The organism is Mammaliicoccus sp. H-M34 (assembly GCF_022386495.1).
In the GTDB taxonomy this organism is placed as follows: Bacteria; Bacillota; Bacilli; order Staphylococcales; family Staphylococcaceae; genus Mammaliicoccus; species Mammaliicoccus fleurettii.
Map to the genome: position 1 here is coordinate 157,457 of NZ_JAJNIK010000002.1, position 26,798 is coordinate 184,254.

General features: G+C 31.4%; 26 protein-coding genes. 25 read left to right on the forward strand and 1 reads right to left on the reverse strand.

The genetic code is table 11. From position 1 onward, the window contains the following. Nucleotides 1–136: 136 nt before the first annotated feature. The 7 genes from LQ608_RS03025 (at nucleotide 137) to LQ608_RS03055 (ending at nucleotide 7,134) form a co-directional block, all read left to right on the forward strand. Entirely contained in the window at nucleotides 137–1,333 is a 1,197-nt protein-coding gene (locus LQ608_RS03025; RefSeq protein ID WP_239749514.1) for a hypothetical protein, read from the forward strand. A gap of 76 nt (nucleotides 1,334–1,409) precedes the next feature. Further along, nucleotides 1,410–2,699, forward strand: a complete 1,290-nt coding sequence (locus tag LQ608_RS03030) for a cytochrome P450 (protein ID WP_078356105.1) — start codon at nucleotides 1,410–1,412, stop codon at nucleotides 2,697–2,699. 155 nt (nucleotides 2,700–2,854) lie between these two features. Further along, a complete protein-coding gene (locus LQ608_RS03035) occupies nucleotides 2,855–3,535 on the forward strand; it encodes a response regulator transcription factor (RefSeq protein WP_239749515.1) in 681 nt (226 codons plus the stop codon). After that, nucleotides 3,525–4,910, forward strand: coding sequence for a sensor histidine kinase (locus tag LQ608_RS03040; RefSeq protein ID WP_239749517.1), 1,386 nt, complete (start codon nucleotides 3,525–3,527; stop codon nucleotides 4,908–4,910). Before LQ608_RS03035 ends, LQ608_RS03040 begins: the two co-directional genes overlap by 11 nt. Nucleotides 4,911–4,967: 57 nt before the next feature. Next, the gene (gene rsgA, locus LQ608_RS03045; protein ID WP_239749519.1) at nucleotides 4,968–5,843 is read left to right on the forward strand and encodes a ribosome small subunit-dependent GTPase A; all 876 of its coding nucleotides are present in this window, start codon (nucleotides 4,968–4,970) and stop codon (nucleotides 5,841–5,843) included. After that, nucleotides 5,843–6,490: a ribulose-phosphate 3-epimerase gene (gene rpe, locus LQ608_RS03050; protein ID WP_239749521.1), complete on the forward strand. Its 648-nt coding sequence runs from the start codon at nucleotides 5,843–5,845 to the stop codon at nucleotides 6,488–6,490. Before rsgA ends, rpe begins: the two co-directional genes overlap by 1 nt. 8 nt (nucleotides 6,491–6,498) lie before the next feature. Continuing rightward, complete coding sequence (locus LQ608_RS03055) at nucleotides 6,499–7,134, forward strand: thiamine diphosphokinase (RefSeq protein ID WP_345773098.1); 636 nt, start codon at nucleotides 6,499–6,501, stop codon at nucleotides 7,132–7,134. 54 nt (nucleotides 7,135–7,188) lie between these two features. On the opposite strand, the gene rpmB is transcribed toward LQ608_RS03055, so the two are convergent. Then, nucleotides 7,189–7,377: a 50S ribosomal protein L28 gene (gene rpmB / locus LQ608_RS03060; RefSeq protein ID WP_078356111.1), complete on the reverse strand. Its 189-nt coding sequence runs from the start codon at nucleotides 7,375–7,377 to the stop codon at nucleotides 7,189–7,191. A 311-nt stretch (nucleotides 7,378–7,688) separates the two neighbouring features. On the opposite strand from rpmB, the gene LQ608_RS03065 reads away from it, so the two are divergent. From LQ608_RS03065 to ffh, 18 genes are all read left to right on the forward strand, one after another. After that, nucleotides 7,689–8,063 (forward strand): Asp23/Gls24 family envelope stress response protein, encoded by a 375-nt coding sequence (locus LQ608_RS03065; RefSeq protein ID WP_016911554.1) that lies wholly within the window; start codon nucleotides 7,689–7,691, stop codon nucleotides 8,061–8,063. Nucleotides 8,064–8,078: 15 nt separating this feature from the next. After that, complete coding sequence (gene fakA, locus LQ608_RS03070) at nucleotides 8,079–9,731, forward strand: fatty acid kinase catalytic subunit FakA (RefSeq protein WP_078356112.1); 1,653 nt, start codon at nucleotides 8,079–8,081, stop codon at nucleotides 9,729–9,731. Nucleotides 9,732–9,861: 130 nt separating this feature from the next. Beyond that, nucleotides 9,862–10,524, forward strand: coding sequence for an L-serine ammonia-lyase, iron-sulfur-dependent subunit beta (sdaAB, locus tag LQ608_RS03075; protein WP_078356113.1), 663 nt, complete (start codon nucleotides 9,862–9,864; stop codon nucleotides 10,522–10,524). A gap of 16 nt (nucleotides 10,525–10,540) precedes the next feature. Next, nucleotides 10,541–11,410: an L-serine ammonia-lyase, iron-sulfur-dependent, subunit alpha gene (gene sdaAA, locus LQ608_RS03080; protein ID WP_239749526.1), complete on the forward strand. Its 870-nt coding sequence runs from the start codon at nucleotides 10,541–10,543 to the stop codon at nucleotides 11,408–11,410. A gap of 163 nt (nucleotides 11,411–11,573) precedes the next feature. Then, nucleotides 11,574–13,613: an ATP-dependent DNA helicase RecG gene (recG, locus tag LQ608_RS03085; protein WP_239749528.1), complete on the forward strand. Its 2,040-nt coding sequence runs from the start codon at nucleotides 11,574–11,576 to the stop codon at nucleotides 13,611–13,613. A gap of 58 nt (nucleotides 13,614–13,671) precedes the next feature. Further along, complete coding sequence (locus LQ608_RS03090; protein ID WP_239749530.1) at nucleotides 13,672–14,292, forward strand: class A sortase; 621 nt, start codon at nucleotides 13,672–13,674, stop codon at nucleotides 14,290–14,292. A 154-nt stretch (nucleotides 14,293–14,446) separates the two neighbouring features. After that, entirely contained in the window at nucleotides 14,447–15,016 is a 570-nt protein-coding gene (gene fapR, locus LQ608_RS03095; protein ID WP_078356372.1) for a transcription factor FapR, read from the forward strand. After that, on the forward strand, nucleotides 15,009–15,995 hold the full coding sequence (gene plsX / locus LQ608_RS03100; protein WP_107509151.1) for a phosphate acyltransferase PlsX: 987 nt from the start codon (nucleotides 15,009–15,011) through the stop codon (nucleotides 15,993–15,995). The genes fapR and plsX overlap by 8 nt, the downstream gene beginning before the upstream one ends. Beyond that, on the forward strand, nucleotides 15,988–16,908 hold the full coding sequence (gene fabD / locus LQ608_RS03105; RefSeq protein ID WP_239749532.1) for an ACP S-malonyltransferase: 921 nt from the start codon (nucleotides 15,988–15,990) through the stop codon (nucleotides 16,906–16,908). The genes plsX and fabD overlap by 8 nt, the downstream gene beginning before the upstream one ends. After that, nucleotides 16,908–17,645 (forward strand): 3-oxoacyl-[acyl-carrier-protein] reductase, encoded by a 738-nt coding sequence (gene fabG / locus LQ608_RS03110; RefSeq protein WP_239749534.1) that lies wholly within the window; start codon nucleotides 16,908–16,910, stop codon nucleotides 17,643–17,645. Before fabD ends, fabG begins: the two co-directional genes overlap by 1 nt. Nucleotides 17,646–17,732: 87 nt before the next feature. Further along, on the forward strand, nucleotides 17,733–17,966 hold the full coding sequence (locus LQ608_RS03115) for an acyl carrier protein (protein ID WP_078356120.1): 234 nt from the start codon (nucleotides 17,733–17,735) through the stop codon (nucleotides 17,964–17,966). Between the two features lie 357 nt (nucleotides 17,967–18,323). Then, the gene (locus LQ608_RS03120; protein ID WP_142242917.1) at nucleotides 18,324–18,521 is read left to right on the forward strand and encodes a DUF6007 family protein; all 198 of its coding nucleotides are present in this window, start codon (nucleotides 18,324–18,326) and stop codon (nucleotides 18,519–18,521) included. Between the two features lie 198 nt (nucleotides 18,522–18,719). Beyond that, nucleotides 18,720–19,343: a CHAP domain-containing protein gene (locus LQ608_RS03125; RefSeq protein WP_239749536.1), complete on the forward strand. Its 624-nt coding sequence runs from the start codon at nucleotides 18,720–18,722 to the stop codon at nucleotides 19,341–19,343. Between the two features lie 214 nt (nucleotides 19,344–19,557). Continuing rightward, nucleotides 19,558–20,274: a ribonuclease III gene (gene rnc / locus LQ608_RS03130; RefSeq protein ID WP_238418524.1), complete on the forward strand. Its 717-nt coding sequence runs from the start codon at nucleotides 19,558–19,560 to the stop codon at nucleotides 20,272–20,274. Nucleotides 20,275–20,287: 13 nt separating this feature from the next. Then, nucleotides 20,288–23,854 (forward strand): chromosome segregation protein SMC, encoded by a 3,567-nt coding sequence (smc, locus tag LQ608_RS03135; protein WP_239749538.1) that lies wholly within the window; start codon nucleotides 20,288–20,290, stop codon nucleotides 23,852–23,854. After that, nucleotides 23,851–25,023, forward strand: coding sequence for a signal recognition particle-docking protein FtsY (gene ftsY / locus LQ608_RS03140; RefSeq protein WP_115337543.1), 1,173 nt, complete (start codon nucleotides 23,851–23,853; stop codon nucleotides 25,021–25,023). The genes smc and ftsY overlap by 4 nt, the downstream gene beginning before the upstream one ends. Then, a complete protein-coding gene (locus LQ608_RS03145) occupies nucleotides 25,010–25,345 on the forward strand; it encodes a putative DNA-binding protein (protein ID WP_078356125.1) in 336 nt (111 codons plus the stop codon). Before ftsY ends, LQ608_RS03145 begins: the two co-directional genes overlap by 14 nt. Before the next feature lie 12 nt (nucleotides 25,346–25,357). Beyond that, the gene (ffh, locus tag LQ608_RS03150; protein ID WP_078356126.1) at nucleotides 25,358–26,722 is read left to right on the forward strand and encodes a signal recognition particle protein; all 1,365 of its coding nucleotides are present in this window, start codon (nucleotides 25,358–25,360) and stop codon (nucleotides 26,720–26,722) included. Nucleotides 26,723–26,798: the final 76 nt, after the last annotated feature.

The following is a 26,798-nucleotide window of genomic DNA, read 5'->3' on the forward strand; positions in this document are numbered from 1 at the left end:
AACTTGCCAATGTCTTGATATCATCCTTTTAGACATGTTAGTTGTGAAAGTAGCTTTTTTTATATTTTTTTATATTTTTAATTGATTTAATAAGCGGTTATTAGTAAAATTTAGAAAATGAATCCGAGGTGAAAATATGCTTCCATATGTATCATTGTATGAATATATGCACAAACAGGTTGAACATGCTATTCAAAATATTGATGAGAAGTATAATATCTATGACGAATATAAAAATATCGTTACTTCACCACAATTAACTGACCAAGTATTTATAGAAGTAATGAATAATTATTTCTTTGATATTGGTCTATTTAATACGAAAATAAAATCTTTAAAAGAACCTGAAAAACAAGTTGGCATTAAAGTTAGAGCAACTAAAGATTCGCTAGTAGTAACAGAAGTTATAAATGATATTCGCTTCGTATTAGGCGATGAAATTGTAACATTATCTGGAGATCCTATAGAATTTTGTAGGAAGCGATATAAACGTTTATTAGGCGATGAACCTTATCATCGTGAAGAATGGGAACATATTTTGACGTTTCAAAGTGAAGTGGATGTAAAGAGAAGCAATCAGGATTATCATTTTGAATTGAAAAAGTATCAATTAAATGATGAGGCTTCAATCAATGTATATATTAAAGAAAATACACCTATTGCAGAGTTTGTTGGTAATATTACGTTTGAACAAACTGTGGAAGCTTTATATCAATTATCAAAAATTAAACATTCATCAAAGGATATAATATTTGATTTTAGGAAAGCAACTTTTGATAAATTAAGTATTGCAGAATTTCTTATTCCATATTTTTATGAAATTGGCAATCAAGAAACAATATTAACTAGTGACACACATATAGTGATTGACCGTGAACGACATAAATCATTATATAAACAAAAAATAGAACGAATTTTTAAACAATGCGAAGAAATGAATGAACAAGCATTTTATCAAAATTTAATGGACCAACCTTCAGGTAACTGGGAATATTTTGATGACAATAAAATCGACTTTATTGGTTTAAGTCGTTTTGAAAAAATAACGATTTTAATTGATAAAGATACTGAAAATGCAGCTGAATGGTTAGTTTATAAAGTATCAAATTCGGGAATTGTTAATCTTGTAGGACGACCAACTAAAGGTAATTTGAAATTTTTTAATTTAGTAGATGAAGTTATAGACCAAAGATTTGTATTAACGTTTCCTGTCGAGAATGTGAACAATGAAATAAAAGATGAAGTTATATACCCGGAAATATTAATCGAATGGTCAAAAAGACACGCAATTGTAGATAAAGATATAAAATTTTCAATTGATAATAGTAGTTGATTGATTATTTTCCAAGAAAATGAAATAATATATAAGTATATGAAATTTACAATAATTTTTAGGGGGCAATGATTTTATGGGTAAGCAAATACCAAAAGATCGAGGGCTTGATAGTACATTTAAAGTTTTAAAAGAAGGATATAATTATGTGCCTAGTAGACTTGAAAAATTTGATTCTAATATTTTCGAATTAAGAGCTTTAGGCGGAAGAAGAACAGTAGTAATTAGCGGTAAAGAAGCTGCAGAGCTTTTTTATAACAATGAGTTAATTGAAAGACAAGGAACATTACCTAAACGTGTTGTAAATACTTTATTCGGTAAAGGTGCTATACATACTACTGGTGGTAAAAAACATATAGACCGTAAAGCTCTATTTATGTCTTTAATGACTGAAGAGAACTTAGACTACTTAAGAGAACTTACACGTAGTACTTGGTTTATGAATACTGAACGTATGGAAAGAATGGATGAAGTAAATGTTTATAAAGAATCTATAGTCTTATTAACTAAAGTAGGATTTAGATGGGCTGGCATCATTGCTTCTCCAGAAGAAATTGAAAGCTGCGCGAAAGATATGGATACAATGATAGATTCATTTAAAAATATCGGTACAGCATTTAAAGGTTATAAAGAAGCTAAACAAGCTAGAGCTAGAGTTGAAACTTTCCTTGAAAATCAAATTATTGCGGTACGTGAAGGCAAATTAACGCCTCCACAAGGTACAGCTTTACATGAATTTAGTCATTGGGAAGATTTCGAAGGTAACTTAATGGATTCTAGATTATGTGCTATTGACTTAATGAACGTAGTACGTCCTCTAGTAGCGATTAACCGTTTCGTTAGCTTTGGTGTTAAAGCGTTACATGACTATCCAGGAGAAGCTGAAAAAGTCTTCAATAACGAAGATGACTATGCTTATAAATTTGTGCAAGAAGTAAGAAGATTCTATCCTTTCGTGCCATTCTTACCTGGTAAAGCGGCAGTTGATATTGAATTTGATGGATATACTATTGAAAAAGATACTTTCTTAATAATGGATATTTACGGAACATTGCATAAAGAAGGTTTATGGGAAAATCCTGAAAGATTCTATCCTAACCGTTTCAGCGATTGGGATGGTAGTCCGTTTGATTTAATTCCACAAGGTGGCGGAGATTATAATACAAATCACCGTTGTGCTGGTGAATGGATGACAATCATCATTATGGAAGAATCAATGAAATACTTCGCAAGAAATATTTCATATGATATGAAACAAGACCAAGATTTATCTGTAAAATTAAATAAATTACCTGGTCGTGTTGTAAGTGGAACAATTATTGAAAATGTAAATGCGTTAGTTAACCGTAACGTAGAATCTGTATAATAACTTTACGTTATTTCAAATAGTTAAATGTAATTGGCTACCAACAAAAAATATAATTTGTTGGTAGTCTTTTTTTAAGTGAAGCGTTAAATATTTGTGTTTTTTGTAATAAATATACAACATATTTGGTATCATTATAGGAAAGAGGTGATAACATGGTAACTTGTTTAGTAGTCGATGACGATCGATTTATATTAAATGATTTGAAAAGAGAAATAGAACGTGAAAATATAAATGTTGTAACTAGCCTCAGTGGAGAAGAAGCTTTGGAAGTTGTTGAACATAAATATATAGACTTAGCTGTTGTAGATATTATGATGCCAGGTATGAATGGTTTTGAATTATGCCAAACGCTTAAAGAAAGTTTTGATATTCCAGTTATCATGTTAACTGCTAGAGATGAACTGAGTGATAAAGAAAATGCTTTCTTAGCCGGAACAGATGATTATGTCACTAAGCCATTTGAAATGAAAGAGCTTCTCTTTAGAATTAAGGCTGTTTTAAGAAGGTTTAAAATTAATTCTTCAAGTGAATTAAAAATAGGAAACACGCTTGTGAATTCTGTTGATATGGAAATAACAATTAACCACAAATCAATGCTGCTACCTAAAAAAGAATTTGCACTTTTGGATTATTTAATGAGAAATAAAGATAAAGTATTGCAAAGAGATAAAATTATTGAGGTCGTATGGGGCATAGATTTTGAAGGCGATGAACGAACACTTGATGTCCATATAAAGCGATTAAGAAAAAGACTAGAAAAGTTGGAGAGCGATGTCTTGATAAAAACAGTGAGAGGCGTTGGTTACAAGGCGGTGCTTGAAGATGAAGTTTAAATCATTAGCACAGCGAATTACAATTTATACAATCGTAGTTATGGCAGTCAGTTCAATCTTAGGGTTTATTCTGACAAACATATACTATCACATAGATTTAAAAGAAAAGAATGACTATAAAGTTACAAAAACTTTAAAACAAGTTCAAAAGTATATTGATAAAGATAATGAATTGGATTTGAATGCATATTTACAACATTTAAGTGAACTGCATTATCAAGCTATTTTATACGATGATAAGATGGAAGCAACATATTATGGTGATCATTTTAGAAAATATAATTTAAATGAGAAAGCTGTTAAACAAGTATTGAGTAGTAACACTTATCATGGAATAAAAGAACGCCCATTTAATATTTTTATAACAGGGTTCTTTGACAATGAAACACGAAATACTGTTGGTGTGAAATTAGAGCATCAAGGAGCGGAATATGCTCTGTTTTTAAGACCAAGTGTCGGATTAATGCTAGGTGAATTTAGAATATTTTTAGCGATTTTACTTGTGCTATTGGTCACTATTTCATTAGTGTTAGTGATGTTTTCAAGTCACTCACTTGCTACGCCAATCAGAAGATTAATGAAGACGACAGAGTCATTAGGTAAAGGTGATTTTGATGTGCAAATTAAAGTGACAAGAGACGATGAAATCGGAATTCTACAACATAGATTTATTAAAATGAGAGACGAGTTAAAACAACTTGAAACAATGCGACAATCTTTTGTACAAAACGTATCTCACGAAATAAAATCCCCATTACAATCTATTCTAAGTTTGTTAAGAGAACTAGAATACGAAGAAGTTGAAAGTAAAAGAGTACAAATTATAGAGGATATATACGGTAGAGCCTATCGCTTAAGTAATTTGACGAAACAACTATTATTATTATCTGAATTAGATAATAGCGAACACCTTTCATTTAATGAGACTGTTGAATTAAATAAAGTAATGAAAGAAGTCGTCAGAAATTTAAATTATTTATTAGACGAGAAAGAAGTATCTATAATTTTTGATATGGAAGAAATAGTAATTCAAGGTAATAATAAATTGTTATACCAAGCATTTTATAATATTTTAAATAATGCGATTAAATATTCTCCAGAATATAGCATGATTCAAATTAAAGTATTTCAACAAGATGACATTATAACTGTAGCAATCATTGATGAAGGTTATGGTATGTCACAAGATCAATTAAGTCAGATTAAAGATAGATTTTATAAAGGGGATCAATCACATAATGTGCATGTTGATAGTAATGGTCTAGGTTTATCGATTGTTGATTCTATTGTTGAACATCATGATGCTCAAATTTTCTTTAATAGTGAAGTTGATAAAGGTACTAAAGTTACAATTTTGTTCAAAAATAATGTGTGAGGACTATAAAGTTATCCTCATTTGGTATAATAAAAATAAAGTGAGGCAGGTGTTATATTGAAAACTGGTCGTATTATAAAATCAATTAGTGGCGATTATTCAGTTCAAACTAGTGATGGCGTATATATTACAAAAGCTAGAGGTTTATTTCGAAAGAAGAAAATGTCTCCAGTAGTAGGAGATATAGTAGATTTTCAAGTTGAAAATAAGACTGGTGGTTATATTCATCATATACATGCAAGAGAAAATATTTTATTAAGACCACCTGTTTCTAATATAGACAGAGTCATTGTAGTGATCAGTGCGATTGAACCTGAGTTTAGTCAACAATTGTTAGATAGATTTTTAGTAGTGGTACATTCATATCATATTACCCCTATAATATGTGTGACTAAAAAAGATTTAGCTAATAAAGTTGAAATTAGTAAAATAGAAGAAATATTAAAAAATTATGAAGAAGTCGGCTATGAAACACTATTTGTTGGTGAAGGCGATGATTTAACACAATCTATTAAACCGCTAATCAAAGGTATAATTGTATTAAGTGGACAATCAGGGGTCGGTAAGTCAACAATTATGAATCGTCTATTTAAAGATTTAAACTTGGAAACAAATAAAATATCAAAAGCACTTAATAGAGGTAAACATACGACAAGACATGTAGAATTGTATGAAATGGAAGATGGCTACTTAGCGGATACACCTGGCTTTAGTGCTTTAGATTTCTCTCATATAGAAAAAGAAGAGTTGGCTGACCTGTTTCCAGAATTTGAAGCGATCAAGTCAGAGTGTAAATTTAGAAATTGTACACATATTAACGAACCAAAGTGTGCAGTAAAAGAACTTATCGAAGAAAAAGAATTTTATAAATTAAGATATAAGCACTATTTAACATTGTTTGAAGAAATTCAAAATAGAAAGGTAAGATATTAATGGTTAAAATAGCACCTTCACTTTTAGCATGTGATTTTGCAATATTGAAAGAAGAAGTAACGAGCGTTAAAGAATCTGGAGCAGAGATACTTCATTTTGATGTAATGGACGGTCAATTCGTACCAAATATTTCTATTGGATTACCAATCTTAGAATCATTGAGAAAAGTAACAGATATGACAATTGATACACATTTAATGATTGAAAATCCAGAACAAATGATCGATTTATTTTGTGAAGCGGGAAGTGATATGGTATCCGTACATTATGAAGCAACAAACCATATTCATAGAGCAATTCAACAAATTAAGTCACATAATAAATTAGCAGGTGTTGTTATTAACCCTGGTACACCTGTAGAACTATTATCTCAAATACTAGTTGATGTAGACTTCGTACTTATCATGACAGTAAACCCTGGTTTTGGTGGACAAGGATTTATTGAAAGTACATTAGATAAAATAACTTGGTTAAATCAATATAGAAAAGATAATAATTTAAACTATGAAATAGAAGTAGATGGTGGCATAAACGATCAAACAGGAGAATTATGTAAAGATCAAGGAGCAGATATTTTAGTTGCTGGATCTTATTATTTCAAACATGAAGACTATAAAGAACCAGTTCGTAAATTAAAGGGTGAATAATTTTGAAAGTGAATTTATTATGTAGTTTACGTAATGTAGATGAAAGTATTTTTCTAGAACAACAATCTGACTGGATAGGTGTAGATAGAGGTACTTTAGAATTATTAAATCATCAAATAATACCTATAGCAGCAGTGGGTGATTTTGACTCAGTCACAGAGAAAGAGTTAAATCAAATAAAAGAGCAAATTGAAATTGAACCAGTAAAAAAGGAAAAAGATGATACAGATTTAGCATTAGCAGTTAATCTTGCAGTCGAATTAGGTTACTCTGAAATAAAGATATATGGAGCAACTGGTGGTCGGTTAGATCACTTTATGGGTGCAATTCAAATTTTAACTAAACCAGAATTTTTAGCAGATGATATTAAAATATCTCTAATTGATCATCAAAATATAATTAATGTTTTGAAACCGGGGAATCATAGAATTTCACAAGTTGAGGGTATGAAGTATATCTCTTTTGTACCTTTAACATCAAATATTCGTGTGAAATTAGAACAATTTAAATATGAATTACCATATACAACTTTAGAGCAAGGTTCGACTTTAACTATTAGTAATGAGTTTAAAGAGGGTTTTGAACAGCCTAAAGTAACAGTTGAACTTGGAAATATTTTAGTGATTCAAAGTAAAGATAAATAAAAAAAGAGAACCTTCCACACAAAGGTTCTCTTTACTATATGTGACTTATATTCATTAAACGCGTGTAACTTTACCTGATTTTAGAGCACGAGCAGAAACCCATACACGTTTAGGTTTACCGTCAACTAAAATTCTAACTTTTTGTAAGTTAGCGTTCCAACGACGTTTGTTAGCATTTAATGCGTGAGAACGATTATTACCCGTTCTAGCTTTACGACCTGTTACGAAACATTCTTTAGCCATAAATATCCTCCTTTAATGAAATATAAATACACATTTATTTACGTTTACACACTTTAATAATATAACACGCAGGTATAATTTATTCAACGGATTTTTTGCAAAAAACAGAAAAAATAATAACAAATTTCGGAAAAAGTGTTTTAAAGTTCGATTTATTTGTTATAATGATATCTTGTGAAAACGTTGTATAAAATAACGTTAATAAAATTATGAATTCTTGCGATTTGAGTATGTTATTAAGTATAATTAAACAGAACATATAAAAGTAAAGATAGTTATTTATAACTTAGATGTGTAGGAGGGACGTAATCATGACTTTAGAAATTACAAATGAGTATGGAAGTATCGATATTTCAAATGATGTTATCGCAACACTTGCTGGCGGAGCTGCAGTAGAATGTTATGGTATCGTAGGAATGGCAAGTAAACACCAAGTAAGAGATGGAATTGCTGAAATTCTAGGACGTGACAATTATGCCAAAGGTGTTATTGTATCTCAAAATGAAGGTGTACTTGATGTAGATATGTATATAATTGTGAGTTATGGTACGAAAATCTCAGAAATAGCAAACAATGTCCAATCTGCTGTTAAATATACTTTAGAACAATCATTAAATTTAAAAGTCAACGCAGTAAACATATATATCCAAGGTGTTAGAGTTATTAATGATGATGAGGAAGCATAGGGAGGCAATTAGAGTATGAAAAAGATTGACGGCAAATTGTTTGCTGACATGATCGTTCAAGGATCAGACAGTTTATCAAACAATGCAGACTTTGTAGATTCTTTAAACGTATTTCCAGTTCCAGATGGAGATACAGGTACAAATATGAATTTATCTATGTCATCTGGTGCTGCTGAGGTGAAATCTCAAGATAGTGCACATATCGGTGAAGTGGGTAAAGTATTTTCAAAAGGTTTATTAATGGGAGCAAGAGGTAACTCAGGTGTTATCTTATCTCAATTATTTAGAGGATTCTCAAAATCAATTGAGAATGAAAGTGAAATTGATGCTAAACAATTTGCTAAAGCTTTCCAGTCTGGTGTTAACACTGCTTATAAGGCTGTTATGAAGCCAGTAGAAGGAACTATTTTAACTGTAGCGAGAGTTGCAGGTGAAGCAGCTATGAATTCTTCAGAAACTACAGATGATATCATTACAATTATGGAAGCTGTAATTGAACAAGGACAAAAAGCGTTAGAAAATACACCCAATCAATTGCCTGTACTTAAAGAAGTCGGTGTAGTTGATAGTGGTGGACAAGGCTTGATGTTTGTATACGAAGGCTTCTTAGCAACTTTAAAAGGCGAAAAAATTGAACCTAATAAAGAAAAAGTTAATACTGATGAATTTATAAATGATGACCACGATTTTGGTGGTGTTATGAATACAGAAGACATCGTATTTGGTTATTGTACTGAAATTATGGTTCGCTTTGGAAAAGATAAAAAACCTTTCAATGAAGACCAATTTAGAGAAGACATGAGTCAATTTGGTGATTCTTTATTAGTGATTTCAGATGATGAAATCGTTAAAATTCATGTGCATTCAGAAACTCCGGGAGAAGTGCTGACATATGGCAGCCAGTACGGAGAACTTATCAAAATTAAAATCGAAAATATGCGTGAACAACATAGAGAAGTACTTAGAAAAAGTGCAGATAAGAAAATTAAGCAAGAACAGCAACAAGAAGCTGTAGACACTGCTATTATTACGATTTCTATGGGCGAAGGTATAACTAAGTTATTCAAATCACTTGGTGCTACACATGTAATAAGTGGTGGCCAAACAATGAATCCTTCAACAGAAGATATCGTAAAAGTTGTTAAACAATCTGGTTGTAAAAATGCAATCATATTACCAAATAATAAAAATATTATAATGGCAGCTGAGCAAGTAGGACATTTAGTTGATATTCCAGTAGCTGTTGTGACTTCAAAAACAGTTTCTCAAGGACTTTCAGCGATGTTAAACCTTAATTTAGAACAATCAATTGAAGAAAACAAAGCTCAAATGGAAGAAGCGATGAGTTTTGTTAAATCTGGATCTGTAACTTATGCTGTTAGAGATACAAATATTGATGGTATTACTATTAAAAAAGGCGAATACATGGGAATACATGAAAGTAGTATTAAAGTAAGTGATGCTGATCATCTTTCAGTTAGTAAGAAATTAATCGATGAAATGATTGATGAAGATAGTGAAATCCTTACAATTATAAAAGGTGAAGATGCTTCTGATGACGAAGTTGCTCAATTAGAATCATATATTGAAGAAAACTATGAAGACGTTGAAGTAGAAGTACATCAAGGTGATCAACCGATTTATTCATTCTTATTCTCAGTAGAATAATCTTGTTAAATAAAAAAACAACAATGTTAAACAAAAACATTGTTGTTTTTTATATTCTAAAACGCTTACAAAATGTATTAAAATTGTTATAATGAAAAGGTGAAATTAAAAGAGAAGCGAGTGATTATTGATGAAATATAGAAGTGTCTTTGACATTATAGGTCCTGTCATGGTTGGACCATCTTCATCACATACTGCAGGAGCAGTTAGAATTGGTTTGATAGCTAGAGGGTTATTTGATGGGAAACCAGATCATATAGATATATATTTGTACGGCTCTTTTATGGAAACATATAAAGGTCATGGAACAGATGTTGCACTTGTTGGAGGTATTTTAGGTTATGATACTGATGACGACAGAATTAAAACGAGCTTAGAAGAAGCTGAACAACAAGGAATAGATGTTAACTTTATCGAAATGTTCGAGGAAAGATCGCATCCTAATACTGCAATAATAAGTATGAGAAATAAAGAAATGGAAATTTCGGTTGAAGGTATTTCTATTGGTGGCGGCAAAGTGGAAATCGTTGCAATAAATGGTTTCCAAATAGCCATCAGTGGGAATTATCCAGCATTATTAGTATTCCATAATGATACGTTTGGTACGATTGGAAAAGTTACAAATGTATTTGGTGATCATCAAATTAATGTTGGAAGTATGCAAGTTGCCCGTAAAGAAAAAGGTGAACTTGCTTTAATGACTTGTGAACTAGACGATGATATCCCAGAAGATGTATTAGGGAAAATAAAAGATATCGATGGTGTACAAACAGTGTCATTAATGGGGGAATAATAAAAGGAGGGTTATCATGTTCCAAAGTGTGAAAGAACTTATAGAAATTTGTGAACGAGAAAATAAAAAAATATACGAAGTCATGATTGAACAGGAAATGCGTGTTTCGAAGCTCTCCAAAGAAGAAATATATCAAAATATGGAACGCAATTTAGATACAATGGAAAAAGCGATAGAACGTGGGATTAATGGTGTATCATCTACAACTGGATTAACAGGCATGGATGCTGTATTATTACAAAAATATTTAGAAAGTGGTCAGTCACTTTCAGGTGATTTAATGATTGATGCTGTTAGCAAAGCAGTAGCAACAAATGAAGTTAATGCAGCAATGGGTAAAATTTGTGCAACACCTACAGCAGGTTCGGCAGGCGTCGCTCCTGGTGTATTGTTTGCACTTAAAAAAAGATTGAATCCATCTAGAGAAGATATGATTCATTTCTTATTTACAACAGGTGCTTTTGGTTTTGTCGTTGCAAATAATGCATCTATTTCTGGCGCAGCAGGTGGATGTCAAGCAGAAGTTGGTTCTGCAGCTGCAATGAGTGCAGCCGCAACAGTGGAAATGGCTGGAGGTACACCTCAACAATCTGCAGAAGCATTTGCAATTAGTTTAAAAAATATGCTCGGACTTGTTTGTGACCCAGTTGCAGGATTAGTAGAAGTTCCTTGTGTTAAAAGAAATGCAGCAGGTGCATCAAATGCAGTAATTTCAGCTGATATGGCATTAGCAGGTGTGAAATCAAGAATACCTACTGATGAAGTAATAGAAGCTATGTATAAAATTGGGCAAACAATGCCATCAGCTCTACGTGAAACAGGACGTGGTGGTTTAGCAGGTACGCCTACAGGTGAAAGATTAAAACAAGAAATATTTGGTAACTAGAATGGATATTTAGAGGCTATGACAAAACTTTATTGTCACAGTCTCTTTTTTTGTTTATATATAAGGTTAATTGTTCTACACAATTGTTTGTAAAATGAATTCGATTGGTTAATCATAAATATTTGTTCTATAATTAGAGTATTAATTAATATAGGTGATAAAAATGAGAAAGCAACATCTGATATATACAGACCATACACTGCAAGAACTTAAAGGTGTTGGACCGAAAAGTCTTCAGCTGTTAAATGAATTAAATATTTATACTTTAGAAGACCTTGTACTGTATTTACCAACTCGTTATGAAGATGAATCAGTCATCAATTTAAATGAAGCAAATGATGGTGATGTTGTAACAGTTATAGGAGAAGTATATTCTAGTCCAACTGTTGCATTTTTTGGTAGAAATAAATCAAAATTAACATGCCATATGATGATAGATAATATAGCTGTAAAAGTAACATTCTTTAATCAACCATATTTGAAAAAGAGACTCATAATGGGTGAAACGGTAACGGTGAAGGGCAAATGGGAACAAAAGAAACAAGTTATAACAGGTCAAAAAGTTATGGCGGAAAAAGAAGATGGTGGCAATGCATTAACCCCTATATATAGATCGAAAGAGGGGCTTAAACAAAAGCAACTTAATAAATATATAGAGCAAGCATTAAGTCTAGTTGATATAGACGAATGGTTATCTCCAGAATTAATGACAAAATATAAATTAATGTCATTAAAAGATGTCATACCTATATTACATAAACCTGTACAGTTTGAGCATTTAAAATTAGCTCGTCGTACATTTTCATTTAATGAGTTATTTTTATTTCAGCTCAAAATGAAGTGGTTAAGTAAATTGGAGAAAGAATCTAATAAAATTGAAGGACTCAATTATGACGTGAATGAAGTGAAATCATTTATTGAAACATTGCCTTTCGAACTAACAGATGCTCAAAAAAATAGCGTGAATGAAATTTTTAGAGATTTAAAAGCCCCTATTAAAATGCATCGATTATTACAAGGTGATGTAGGATCAGGTAAGACGGTTGTTGCAGCTATAGCAATATATGCTATGTATAATGCTGGTAAACAAAGTGCTTTAATGGTTCCAACAGCTATACTTGCTGAACAACATGCAATTAGCTTAGATGAATTGTTTGGTGGAAAGTTAAATGTAGCCTTATTAACAAGTTCAGTTAAAGGTAAAAAAAGAAAAATACTTTTAGAGCAGTTAGAAGCTGGAGAAATTGATATTTTAGTGGGTACACATGCATTAATACAAGATGATGTATCATTTAATGAAATAGGTTTAGTTATTATAGACGAACAACATCGCTTTGGTGTGAATCAAAGGAAAAAATTAAGAGAAAAAGGTGCTGATACAAACGTGTTGTTTATGACTGCAACACCAATACCTAGAACTTTATCAATATCAGCATTTGGAGAAATGGACGTTACTTCAATCAAACAAATGCCTAAAGGTCGTAAAGAAATTATGACATCATGGGCTAAACACGATGAGATAGATAATGTGTTAAATAAACTCAATAGTGAAATCGTAAAGGGACGTCAAGCGTATGTTATATGTCCATTGATTGAAGAGAGTGAAGCACTTGATGTTCAAAATGTTGTAGCAATATATGAACAGTTGCAGTTAAGATTTGGTTCTGAAAAAGTAGGACTTGTTCATGGGAAAATGCATGCTGACGATAAAGATGAAATTATGAATAAATTTAGCAATAATGAAATAGCAATTTTAGTATCTACAACGGTTGTTGAAGTAGGTGTAAACGTCCCTAATGCAACATATATGGTCATTTATGATGCAGATCGATTTGGTTTATCTACACTACATCAATTACGAGGAAGAGTAGGTCGTAGTCATCACCAAAGTTATTGTACTTTAGTTGCATCTCCAAAAACTGAAAGTGGAGTAGAACGTATGCATATTATGACTGAATCAACTGATGGATTTTACTTATCGGAAAGAGACTTAGAAATGAGAGGTCCGGGTGATTTCTTTGGTGTAAAACAAAGTGGATTGCCAGACTTTAGAGTTGCAAATATTGTTGAAGATTATAGAATGTTGGAAGTCGCTAGAGATGAAGCGAGTGAATTAGTTCAGTCGGGTGAATTTTTTAAACCACAATATGATAAGTTAAGAATGCTTGTTCAAGAATCGATGGAAGAACAAAATTTTGATTGACATCAATAGATGGATTGTATAAATTTGAATTACCATAATTTGAGAGTAGGTAAGATACATGAGGTGGGTTTTAAAAATTATAGGAATTTTATTAATCATTACAGCTATTTCAATATTTTTCTGGAATGATATTAGAACTTACTTTACGGAACGCGTTAATGATAAAGTGATTGAATCATATGAAAATCAAAATGATAAAGTTAAAGTGAATCCGATTGAATCGTGGATTACGAAGACTGAAACGAATAAACTCAAAGTTAATGATAATATGGTTGGCTATTTAAAAGTGCCATCTGCAGATATATCTGAGCCTATATTTAAAGGTCCAGCAACGGAACAGAATTTGAAAAATGGTCTGTCATTAGTTGATGAAAATGAACAACTTAATGAGCAAAATGTTGCAATAGCTGGTCATCGTGTCGAAGGGGCAGGCATTAGATTTAATAATTTAGATAGAGCTAAAGTCGGAGATAACGTTGAGCTCATTACAGTTAAAGGTACAAAAAAATACAAAATCAATAACATAAAAAATGTTAAACCTAGTCAAGTTGAAGTTTTGGATGAACACAAAGGTAAACCTAACCAATTAACATTAATTACTTGTGATACTTATAATCCTGAAACTTTATTATTTGAAGAGCGTATGATATATACTGCTGTAGAGGTAAAATCATCATAATTTACATTAAAAGAGTGAAAAATTAAATTTCACTCTTTTTTATTGTATTATTTGTTGAGTATATTGTTATACCCATGTTAGTATAAATAAGGTAGGTCATGATAGCAGGTGCTAATTTTAGCTATAAGTACATAATAGAATGGATATGGATGAAATGAAATTATCGAAAGCAGATCGCCAGAAGGAATTAACAAATCGTTTGAAAGCAGAACCTTTCATAACTGACGAAACTTTAAGTGAATATTTTAAAGTAAGCATCCAAACTATTAGACTGGATAGAATGGAGCTAGGAATTCCTGAATTAAGACGACGTATTAAAGACGTAGCAACACAAAATCATGATGAAATTAAATCATTGCCCATTGAAGATGTAATAGGGGAAATTATTGATATTGAGCTGGATAAATCCGCTATATCAATTTTAGATATTAAAGAAGAACATGTGTTTACACGTAATAAAATTGCGAGAGGTCACTATTTATTTGCTCAAGCAAATTCGTTATGTGTAGCTTTAATCAATGACGAATTAGCATTAACTACTAAGAGTAATGTTCAATTCAAAAAATCAGTAAATTTAAAAGATAGAGTAATCGCTAAAGCTACTGTTATTAGTAAATCTAAACATATAGCTAAAGTTGAAGTAACAAGTACTGTTCATGGGGAACTCGTTTTCCAAGGACAATTTGAAATGTATTATTCGAACGAGGGTGAAAATAATGGTTAAAATTGCGATAGATATGATGGGCGGAGACGAAGCACCAGGTATCGTAATAGAATCGGTAAAAACAGCAATTCATGACTTTCCAGACTTAGAAATTTTATTGTATGGAGATGAAAAACAATATAACTATCAGCATGAACGTATAACTTTTCAACATACAGATGAAGTGATAACAATGGATGATGAACCAGTAAGGTCTATAAAGAAAAAGAAAAATTCATCTATGGTTTTGATGGCTAATGCTGTTAAAGAGGGAAAAGCAGAAGCGTGTGTATCAGCTGGTAATACAGGTGCGTTGATGAGTAGTGGATTATTTATTGTAGGTAGAATTAAAGGTATAGAAAGACCAGCATTAGTAGCTACATTTCCTACAGTAACGGGAAAAGGATTTGTATTTTTAGATATCGGTGCAAACTCAGATGCTAAACCTGAACACCTAGTTCAATATGCAAAAATGGGTGAGATATATGCAAAACAAGTTAGAAAAATCGATAATCCTTCACTTGCCTTACTAAATATAGGTACTGAAGAATCTAAAGGTAATGCTGTAACTAAAAAAACATATCAATTATTAAAAGAAGAAAAATTTGATAATTTTATTGGTAATGTTGAGTCAAAATCTTTACTTTTAGATGCATGTGATGTTGTTGTGTCAGATGGATATAACGGGAATTTGGTATTAAAAACAATAGAAGGTACAGCAACTGGCATATTTAAAATGTTAAAAGAGGCAATGACTGCATCAACTAAAAATAAACTAGCTGCACTTACCTTGAAAAAAGATTTTAAAAAAATTAATGATAAAATGGACTATGCCGAATATGGTGGTTCCGTTCTATTAGGACTGAATGGTATCGTCGTAAAAGCACATGGATCATCAAACGAACGAGCTTTTTATAATGCGATTAAACAAGCTAAACTAGCTGCAGATACTAAAATAGTAGATAAAATGAAGAAAGCAGTAGGTGAAATAAATGAGTAAAGTTGCCATTATGTTTCCAGGTCAAGGCTCTCAAAAAGTAGGGATGGCCGAGGATTTATATCAAAAAGAAATTAATTCAACATCCATTTTAGATAGAGCAAATGAATCATTATCTTTTGATTTGCTTGAAATAATGTTTAAAGATCCAGAAGAAATTTTAGGTTTAACAGAATATACTCAACCAGCTTTATTAACACATAGTTCAGCACTAATGAACGCGTTGGAAAATTTAAATTATGACTTTGCTTTAGGACATAGTTTAGGGGAATATTCAGCATTAGTATCAGAAGGTGTATTAAAATTTGAAGATGCAGTTCAAATTGTACATAAACGTGGTACATTAATGTCTGAAGCTTTTCCACAAGGCGTAGGTTCTATGGCTGCAGTTTTAGGACTAAATATAGATGAAGTAAGAGCTATATGTGAGCAATTATCTACTGAAGATAAATTAATTGAACCTGCAAATATTAATTGTCCTGGACAAATTGTTGTATCTGGACATTCAGAATTAATAGATAAATTAGTCTCAGAAGGTAAATCACTTGGAGCAAAGCGTGTTATGCCATTGAAAGTTTCAGGGCCATTTCACTCTTCAATGATGAAAACAATTGCTGATGATTTTGAAAATTATATTAACCAATTTGAATGGAAAGATGCGAATCATCCAATCGTTCAAAATGTTTATGCAAAACCTGAAACAGACCATAAAGTAATAAAAGAAAATATGGTGAAACAATTATTTTCACCAGTAGAATTCAGTCAATCTATCGAATATTTGATTGATCAAGGTGTAGATCATTTTATTGAAGTAGGTCCGAATAAAGTTTTATCTGGTTTAGTCAAAAAAATTAGCCGAGATGTTAAAATAACATCAATTCAAACTATTGATGATATTAAAGGATGGAATGAATAATGACAAAAACAGCAATCGTAACGGGTGCTTCTAGAGGTATAGGTAGAAAAATCGCACTAGAACTTGGTAAAGAAGGCTATAACGTAGTCGTAAACTATGCAGGAAACAAAGAAAAAGCTGAACAAGTTGTTTCTGAAATAAAAGAATTCGGTGTAGATGCATTTGCTATACAAGCTAACGTTAGTGAAATTGATGAAGTAAAAGCTATGATTAAAGAAACTACGAATCAATTTGGAACAATTGATGTATTAGTAAATAATGCAGGTATTACAAAAGATAATTTATTGATGAGAATGAAACAAGATGAATGGGATGACGTAATAAACACAAATTTAAAAGGCGTATTTAACTGTGTTCAAGCAGTTACAAGACCTATGTTAAAACAAAAGTCAGGCCGTATTATCAACCTTTCAAGTGTCGTTGGTGCTTTAGGTAATCCTGGTCAAGTAAACTATGTTGCTACTAAATCAGGTGTAGAAGGTATGACAAGAACTTTTGCAAGAGAATTAGCATCAAGAGGCATAACTTGTAACGCTGTAGCTCCAGGTTTTATCGTTTCAGATATGACAGATCAACTATCAGATGATTTAAAAAATCAAATGAAACAACAAATTCCATTAGCAAGATTTGGTGAAGATAGTGATATTGCGAATACTGTAGCTTTCCTTGCAAGCGATAAAGCAAGTTATATAACAGGTCAAACAATTCATGTTAATGGCGGAATGTACATGCAATAGGATTTATTATATAGTAATACATGGTAGTAAGAGAAATTGTATTTCTTATTATATAGAATAGACAATTATTTAAAGGAGGTGAATGGAATGGCAAGTTTCGATAAAGTTAAAGAAATTATTGTAGATCGTTTAGGTGTAGACGCTGAAAAAGTAACACCTGAAGCTTCATTTAAAGATGATTTAGGTGCTGATTCTTTAGATATCGCTGAATTAGTAATGGAATTAGAAGATGAATTTGATATGGAAATCCCTGATGAGGAAGCAGAAAAAATCAACACAGTTGGTGACGCTGTTAAATATATTGAATCATTAGAAAAATAATTCTATATTTTAGAAAGGCTGGGACAAATTTTGTCTCAGCCTTTAATTATTTATTATATACTTCATGTATAACTTGAGAGTCACTATTATGATTTAGTATTTCTTCACTTTCTTCTTTGATAGGTTTTTCATTCATACTTCTAGCGAAACACCATCTGAATCGCTCTTAAAGAGAAACATTTCTACCTTCGTGATTTCTGTAATGTGGGTATTTTTAAGAGGTATTCAAATTCTTACAATAAAAGGCAAATTGGTATATAATGTAAAAAAGGATAATATAGCTATACTAGAATTTAAAACTTATTACAAGAGAGGGAATGATGCATGTAAAATGCTGAGTTAGACAGGAGGTATATTGTGAACAATTTAAAAGAAATATATGAAAGTATAACTTTATTAGAATTTATATGTTTTATACCAATGTTGTTCTTATTTTCCTATTTACCTACACCAAATATATTAAGCATAATTATTAATATATTTATAGTTATTTTTTGCTGCTTTGGGGTTTTATATTTATTTTATTTATTTAAAAGTATAAGACAAGATAAATAAAATCAAACATAAAAGTAACTGTAAAGAACTCTAGGACACTAGATTTCTTTACAGTTACTTTTATGTTTTTAATTGAATAATTTACAAAAATTGCAATCTATACTTAATCTATATAACCTATCCAGTATACTTTATATATGTTAAAATGTTTTAATATTCCAAATAGGAATATTTAATACATAATGTTAAAGGGGATGTATGAAAATTAAGTCTAAATTATTGTTAGCGATCGCATTTACGAGTTTGACTGCACTGAATTTGAATATGGATGCTGACGCTAAAGAAGGCGGCGGTAGTGATACATCTAAAGACAAAACACCTAAGATACAGAACGTAGAAATTGAACATAGAGATTATGATAAAAAATCGAGCAAGGTCCAAAAAGAAGTTGCGAAATCTTCAACGGCTGCCATGAATTATATTTATTCATTAGAAGGTAAGGGTTGGGATTTTGATGGCTATTATGGGTGGCAGTGCTTTGATCTTGTGAACTACTATTGGAATTATTTATATGGTCATGGTTTACACGGTGATTATGCAAAAGATATTCCAACTGCTAATAATTTTAGTGGTGAAGCTACAGTTTATAAGAATTCACCTTCATTTGTTGCAAAACCTGGAGATATTGTAGTATTTAATGGAGATTTTGGTTCTGGAGCAGGTCATACAGCAATTGTATTAAATGGTAATGCTGATGGAAACTTAATGCAATTCCAAAGTCTAGATCAAAATTGGTATGGTGGTGGAACTGATAAGACTGAGGTTGCTCAGCGAATTACACACGATTACGAAAGTGAAATGTGGTTTATCAGACCAAACTAATTAAATGTAAGTTAATTAATTCAAACTGTCGACAAAGTTTATATTTTGTCGGCAGTTTTTTACGCATTCTATTAGATATATGTTTATATTCTTTCCTTTATTTGTAATATGTATATAGATTATGAACTGTTATTGTTCTTTATGATAATATTCTTTTTTTTTTATGAAATATAACGTAAAATAGATAGGAAACATAATGTTAAGGAGGAAAGGCATGTTTAAAAATAAATCACAAATCATAACCCAGTTTAAAGCCAGATTCGATGAGTTCATGAATGAAGTCGATATCGAATTTGAAAATTATGATATATATGTACAAGCGTTCTCTCATTCTAGTTTTATTAATGATTTTAAACTTGATAAGCTAAGTCATAATGAGCGATTAGAATTTTTAGGAGATGCGGTGTTAGAATTGACGGTGTCACAGTTTTTGTATAAGAAATTCCCATTACTTCCAGAGGGTAAGCTCACTAAACTGCGCGCATCAATTGTATGTGAACCATCACTTGTAACATTTGCAATGAGTTTGAATATGAATGAATTACTTTTATTAGGTAAAGGTGAAGAGAAAACGGGTGGACGTGAAAGACCTTCTCTTATAGCTGATGCTTTTGAATCGTTTATTGGTGCATTATATTTGGATAAAGGTCTTGATACTGTAGAAGTATTTTTAAATAAAGTTGTATATCCACATGTTATAGATGACAGTTATACGGCTAATAGAGACTACAAAACTGAATTACAAGAGTTTATGCATCGTCGCAATAAAGGTACGATTACTTATAATTTGTTAGATGAAAGTGGTCCAGCTCATCATAAGTTATTTACTTCAGAAGTATTGTTAAATGGTAATCCTTTAGAAACTGGACAAGGTAGAACGAAAAAAGAATCAGAGCAAAATGCAGCTAAAAAAGCGCTGAATAATGGTTAATAAGGGGTAGTTTATGGTTTATTTAAAATCAATAGATGCATATGGGTTTAAATCTTTTGCTGAACATACACATGTAGATTTTGATAATGGTGTAACAGCTATTGTTGGACCGAATGGTAGTGGGAAAAGTAACATTACGGACGCTATAAAATGGGTTCTAGGCGAACAATCTGCCAAAAGTTTACGTGGTTCTAAGATGGAAGATGTTATATTCAATGGGTCTAAGGAACGTAAGAAATGTCAATATGCAGAAGTTAAATTAACGCTAGATAATCATTCTAGAAAATTAAATATAGATGAAGATACAATCACTGTTGAACGTAGACTATATAGAAATGGCGATAGTGAATATTATTTAAATAAGGAACGTACACGTTTGAAATCTGTTATAGATTTATTTTTAGATTCAGGTTTAGGAAAAGAAGCGTTCAGTATAATATCACAAGGTAAAGTTGATGAAGTGTTAAATGCTAAACCGACTGATAGAAGATATTTAATAGAAGAAGCTGCTGGAGTCTTAAAATATAAGAAACGTAAGAAAGAAGCTACTCATAAATTAGATGAAACTGAACAAAATTTAAATCGAGTCGAAGATATTGTATTTGACTTAGAAGCGCGAGTTGAGCCTTTAAGAGAAGAAGCAGCAATTGCTGAAGAATATATTGCTTTGAAAGAAGAAATGAAAAAAAGCGATATTACAGTGACTGTATACGATATTGAAAGTTTTAATAAAGATTTTAAACAATTAGAACAAGATATTGAGCATTTTCAAAATCAAAAAGATCAAAAAACAAATGAACTAGATGCAATGACGTTTGAATTAAATGAAAAGAAAAAAGCAAGAGACAACATTTCTTATCAAATTCAAGAATCTAATAAGTCATTAGTAGAAGCTACAGAGTCATTAGAACGATTTACAGGTCAACTCGAAGTATTAAAAGAGCGCCAAAAAAATAGTGATGCAACTAATGAAAGACTAGAAGAAGAAAAGCATGCTTCACAAACGAGAATTAATAAAATTTCTGAACAAATCAAAGAAATTGATGATGAATTATCCACTTTTAAAAGTAAATATCAAGAGATGGTTCAAGTAATAAATCAACTAGAAGGACAGCTCTCAAATCAAGAAGGTACATTTGAAGAAAGAATTGAACAGCTTAAAGATCGTTACTATCAACTTATGACTGAACAATCAGATATAAATAATGATATTCGATTTTTAGAGGATAAATTAACAACACATCAAGAAAAACAATCTAGATTAGATGGTCGTCAAAAAGAAGTATATGATTCACTTCAAAAAGTTTGGGAAGAAAAAGATTCTTTTACTCAGAAATTGAATGAAGTAGAAAATGAACTTAAAGAAACGACTGAAAAATATAAATTAGACCACGCACTATTGAAAAATAAAGAACAAGAATATAAAGATGCGGAGTCTAAACTGTATCAAGCATATCGATATACAGAACAAATGAAGACGCGTATTAATACTCTGAAAAGTATGCAAGATGAGTATTCTGGTTTTTATTCTGGAGTTAAACATGTTTTAAAAGAAAAATCTTTAAAAGGTATAGAAGGTGCAGTAGCAGAAATAATCGATACACCATCAAAATTAACTACTGCAATCGAAATAGCATTAGGAGCTTCACTTCAACATATTATTGTGCAAGAAGAAAAAGATGCTCGACTTGCGATAAAATATTTAAAAGATAAAAAGTTAGGCAGAGCAACATTTTTACCGATGAATGTTGTGAAAAAACGTTTTGTACCGCAAAATATTGTCGATCAAATTAGTGGAGATAATGGGTTTATAACAGTAGCATCTGAAGGTGTTCAATTTGATCCGAAATACCGTAATATTGTAGAACACTTACTTGGTAGCACAATCATTGCCGAAGACTTAGAAACTGCTAATCAAATCGCTAGAACAATTCAATTTAAGCATAGAATTGTTACCCTTGAAGGTGATGTTATTACACCTGGTGGCGCTATGACAGGCGGCGGTAAAGAGAAGAAAGCAAGTTTACTATCTCAAAAAGATGAACTGAAAACGACTGAAGATAAATATCAAAACTTCATGCAACAAACTACGCAAATTGAATCAAAAGTAAAATCATTAAAAGCAGACATTCAGCAATTAGAAGAATCTCTTTCAACAACTCAAGAAAGAGGTACAGAACTTAGAGCAAGTGAACACGAAGTAACATTACAACTAGATGCAGTTTTAGCTAAAGAAAAACGTTTGAAAGATGAAAATGAGACTTTTGAGTTTGAAAAAAATGATGGATATAATTTTGTAAAAGGGCAAGAAACATTACAAGAAAAGAAAAATAAACTTGTTACTATAAAAAATGAGTTAGAAAAAATTGATTTAAATATTAATCAACTCAATGCCTCTTTATCTAATAATAAAGACAGTGAAAAGACTATCCAAAATGAATTGAATGAAAAACGTTCAAACCTTGCAGTCGAAAAAGAACGTAACCGTTTGAAAGAACGAGATAAGAAAAGATTAAAAGAAGATTTAAATGAACAAGAACATACACTAAGTAAAATAAATGATCAATTAGAATTAATTAATTCTGATGAATATACAGGCAGTGGACAGTTTGAAAAAGTAGAAGGTCAAATTCAGCATTTTACTGTCTTAAAACAAGAAATTGAAACTAAAATGATGGATCAACAAGATAAGTATAAATTGATTCAAGAAGAAATTGGGAAAATAGAACAAGATACTCAAACATTACATCAAAATATTTCTGGTATAGAAACCGGACTTCAAGATATGGTAAGTAAACATTCTAAAATTGATATTATGATAGAACATCAATTGTCACATCTGAATGAAACTTATCAACTTACATTTGAAAAAGCACAGTCACTTTATGAAATGCCAGAAGATATTTCAGAAGCTCGAAAAACTGTGAAATTAACTAAGATGTCTATAGATGAATTAGGTCATGTAAATATAAATGCTATTGATCAATTTAAAGAAGTGAATGAAAGATATACTTTCTTAAGCGATCAAAGAACTGATTTATTAGAAGCTAAAGAAACTTTAGAACAAGTTATTTTAGAAATGGATAGTGAAGTATCTACAAGATTTAAAGAAACGTTTGATGAAGTTAATCATCATTTTGGCAATGTATTTAAATCACTATTTAATGGTGGGAGAGCAGAATTGCAGCTTACTGATAAAGACATTCTAAATGCGGGTGTTGAAATTGTTGTGCAACCTCCTGGTAAAAATAGACAATATTTATCATTGTTAAGTGGTGGAGAACGAGCATTATCTGCTATCAGTTTGCTATTTGCGATATTGAAGTCGAGAACAGCTCCATTTGTTATACTTGATGAAGTAGAAGCAGCTCTTGATGAACAAAATGTAATCAGATACGCTGAATACTTGGATAAATTAAAAGCAGAAACGCAATTTATCGTGATAACACATAGAAAAGGTACAATGTCTTACGCTGATAGTTTATATGGTGTGACTATGCAAGAAGCAGGCATTTCTAAACTTGTGAGTGTTAACTTAAAATCAATTAAAGAAGAAGAATTGGAGGCATTACAATCATGAGTTTTTTTAAAAGATTAAAAAGTAAATTTTCTCCTTCAGAAGAAACGAATAAAGAATTAGAAACTCAAGAAGAAAAACCAGTTCAAGACTTACCACCTGAATCCAATGAAAAAGAAAATCCTGAAGCGGTACAATTTGATGACGGACTTATGTCATTGGATGAATTTGAGGAATGGGAATCTGAACAACTTGGTGCGAAATTTAAACAAGGACTTGAAAAATCTAGAGAGAATTTCCAAAATAAACTAAATGATTTATTAGCAGTTTATAGAAAAGTAGACGAAGATTTCTTTGAAGCATTAGAAGAAATGTTAATTCAAGCTGATGTTGGTTTCAACACGGTTATGGAATTAGTAGATGAACTACGTATGGAAGCGAAACGTCAAAACATAACTGAAACATCTGAATTACGAGAAGTTATCGTTGAAAAGATTGTGGATATATATGTACAAGATGATGAAGAAATTGATCGTATGAACATTGAAGATGACCGATTAAATGTTATATTAATGGTTGGTGTTAATGGTGTTGGAAAAACAACAACTATCGGTAAATTAGCACACCGTTATAAACAAGAAGGTAAAAAAGTAGTCTTAGCAGCTGGTGACACATTCCGTGCTGGAGCAATTGAACAATTGAAAGTATGGGGAGAAAGAGTTGGTGTTGAGGTAATAAGTCAAAAAGAAGGTTCTGACCCTGCAGCTGTTATGTATGATGCTGTAAATGCTGCAAAAAATAGAGGTGCAGATATTCTTATTTGTGATACTGCAGGAAGATTACAAAATAAAGCTAACTTAATGAATGAGTTACAAAAAGTTAGAAAAGTTATTGATCGTAACATTCCTGGTGCACCGCATGAAGTATTACTAGCTTTAGATGCTACAACTGGACAAAATGCTTTGTCTCAAGCAAAATCATTCAAAGAAGTCACTCAAGTTACAGGTATCGTATTAACTAAACTTGACGGTACTGCAAAAGGTGGTATTGTATTAGCAATACGTAATGAATTACAAATCCCTGTTAAATATGTTGGATTAGGTGAAAAGTTAGACGATTTACAACCGTTTGATGCGGAAAGTTATGTATATGGACTATTCGCTGACATGATTGATTCAAATGAAGATATTGAAAATACTACTGAAGAAGTTGATCATAATGAAGGAAAGTAATGACCTCGTTAAAACGATGAGAATGAATTACTTATTTGATTTTTATCAAGGTTTATTAACAGAAAAACAACGTAATTATTTAGAATTATATTATTTACAAGATTATGCTTTAAGTGAAATAGCAGAGACTTTTCATGTGAGTCGACAAGCTGTATATGATAATATAAAGCGAACAGATGAATTACTAGAAGAGTATGAAACTAAATTACAACTCTTTAACAAATTTAAAGAACGACAAACAATTATAGACGAATTAAAAAGATTGTCAGGAGATAATCAAGAACTTAAGCAAGCAATAGAACGCTTAGAAATTCTTGAATAGGAGGAGAAATTTATGGCATTTGAAGGGTTATCAGAAAGACTTCAAGCCACGATGCAACGCATCAAAGGTAAAGGTAAAGTTACAGAACAAGACATTAAAGCAATGATGCGTGAAGTACGATTAGCATTGTTAGAAGCGGATGTTAACTTTAAAGTTGTTAAATCTTTTGTTAACACAGTATCTGAACGCGCATTAGGTGCAGATGTAATGCAATCTTTAACACCAGGTCAACAAGTTATCAAAATTGTACAAGATGAATTAACTTCGTTGATGGGTGGAGAAAATAGTAAAATTAATATGAGCAGTAAACCACCAACTGTTGTTATGATGGTTGGTTTACAAGGTGCTGGTAAAACGACAACTGCAGGTAAGTTAGCATTGTTAATGAGAAAGCAATATAACAAAAAGCCATTGCTTGTAGCGTGTGATGTTTATAGACCAGCTGCTATTCAACAATTACAAACTGTTGGTAAACAAATTGATATACCTGTCTATACAGAAGGTGATCAAGTTAGTCCAAAAGAAATTACAGAAAATGCTTTGAAATATGCAAGAGAAGAGCATTTAGATTTCGTAATCATTGATACAGCAGGTCGTTTGCACATTGATGAAGCGTTAATGAATGAACTTGTAGATGTTAAAGAAGTATCTACACCTGATGAAATTATGCTTGTAGTAGACTCCATGACAGGTCAAGACGCAGTAAATGTTGCTGAATCGTTTGATAAAACATTAGACGTTTCCGGCGTAACGTTAACGAAATTAGATGGTGATACACGTGGTGGTGCTGCGCTTTCAATTCGTTCCGTAACGAATAAACCAATTAAGTTTATCGGTATGAGTGAGAAACTTGATGGACTTGAGTTATTCCATCCAGAACGTATGGCATCTAGAATTTTAGGTATGGGTGATGTCTTAAGTTTAATTGAAAAAGCCCAAGAGGGTGTAGATGAAACGAAAGCTAAAGAATTAGAAAAGAAAATGAGAACTTCTTCATTTACTTTTGATGATTTCTTAGAACAATTGGAACAAGTAAAAGGATTAGGTTCAATAGATGATCTAATGAATATGATTCCTGGGGCAAACAAAATGAAAGGCATGAAGAATGCTAACATGGACCCTAAACAAATTGATAATGTACAAGCAATTATTCGTTCTATGACTTTAGAAGAAAGAAATAATCCAGAAATCTTAAACGTCTCTAGAAAGCGTCGTATAGCAAAAGGTTCTGGACGATCTTTACAAGAAGTTAATAGATTAATAAAACAATTTGGCGATATGAAAAAAATGATGAAACAATTTACAGGTAGTAATAAAAAAGGTAAAAAGGGCAAAAGAGCTAGTAATCCATTCCAAGGTATGAACTTACCGTTTTAATGTGATTACGATGAACGGTGTATGATTAACGACTTTAATAATCATCATCGTTCTTCTTTTTTAGTAAAATTTAAAT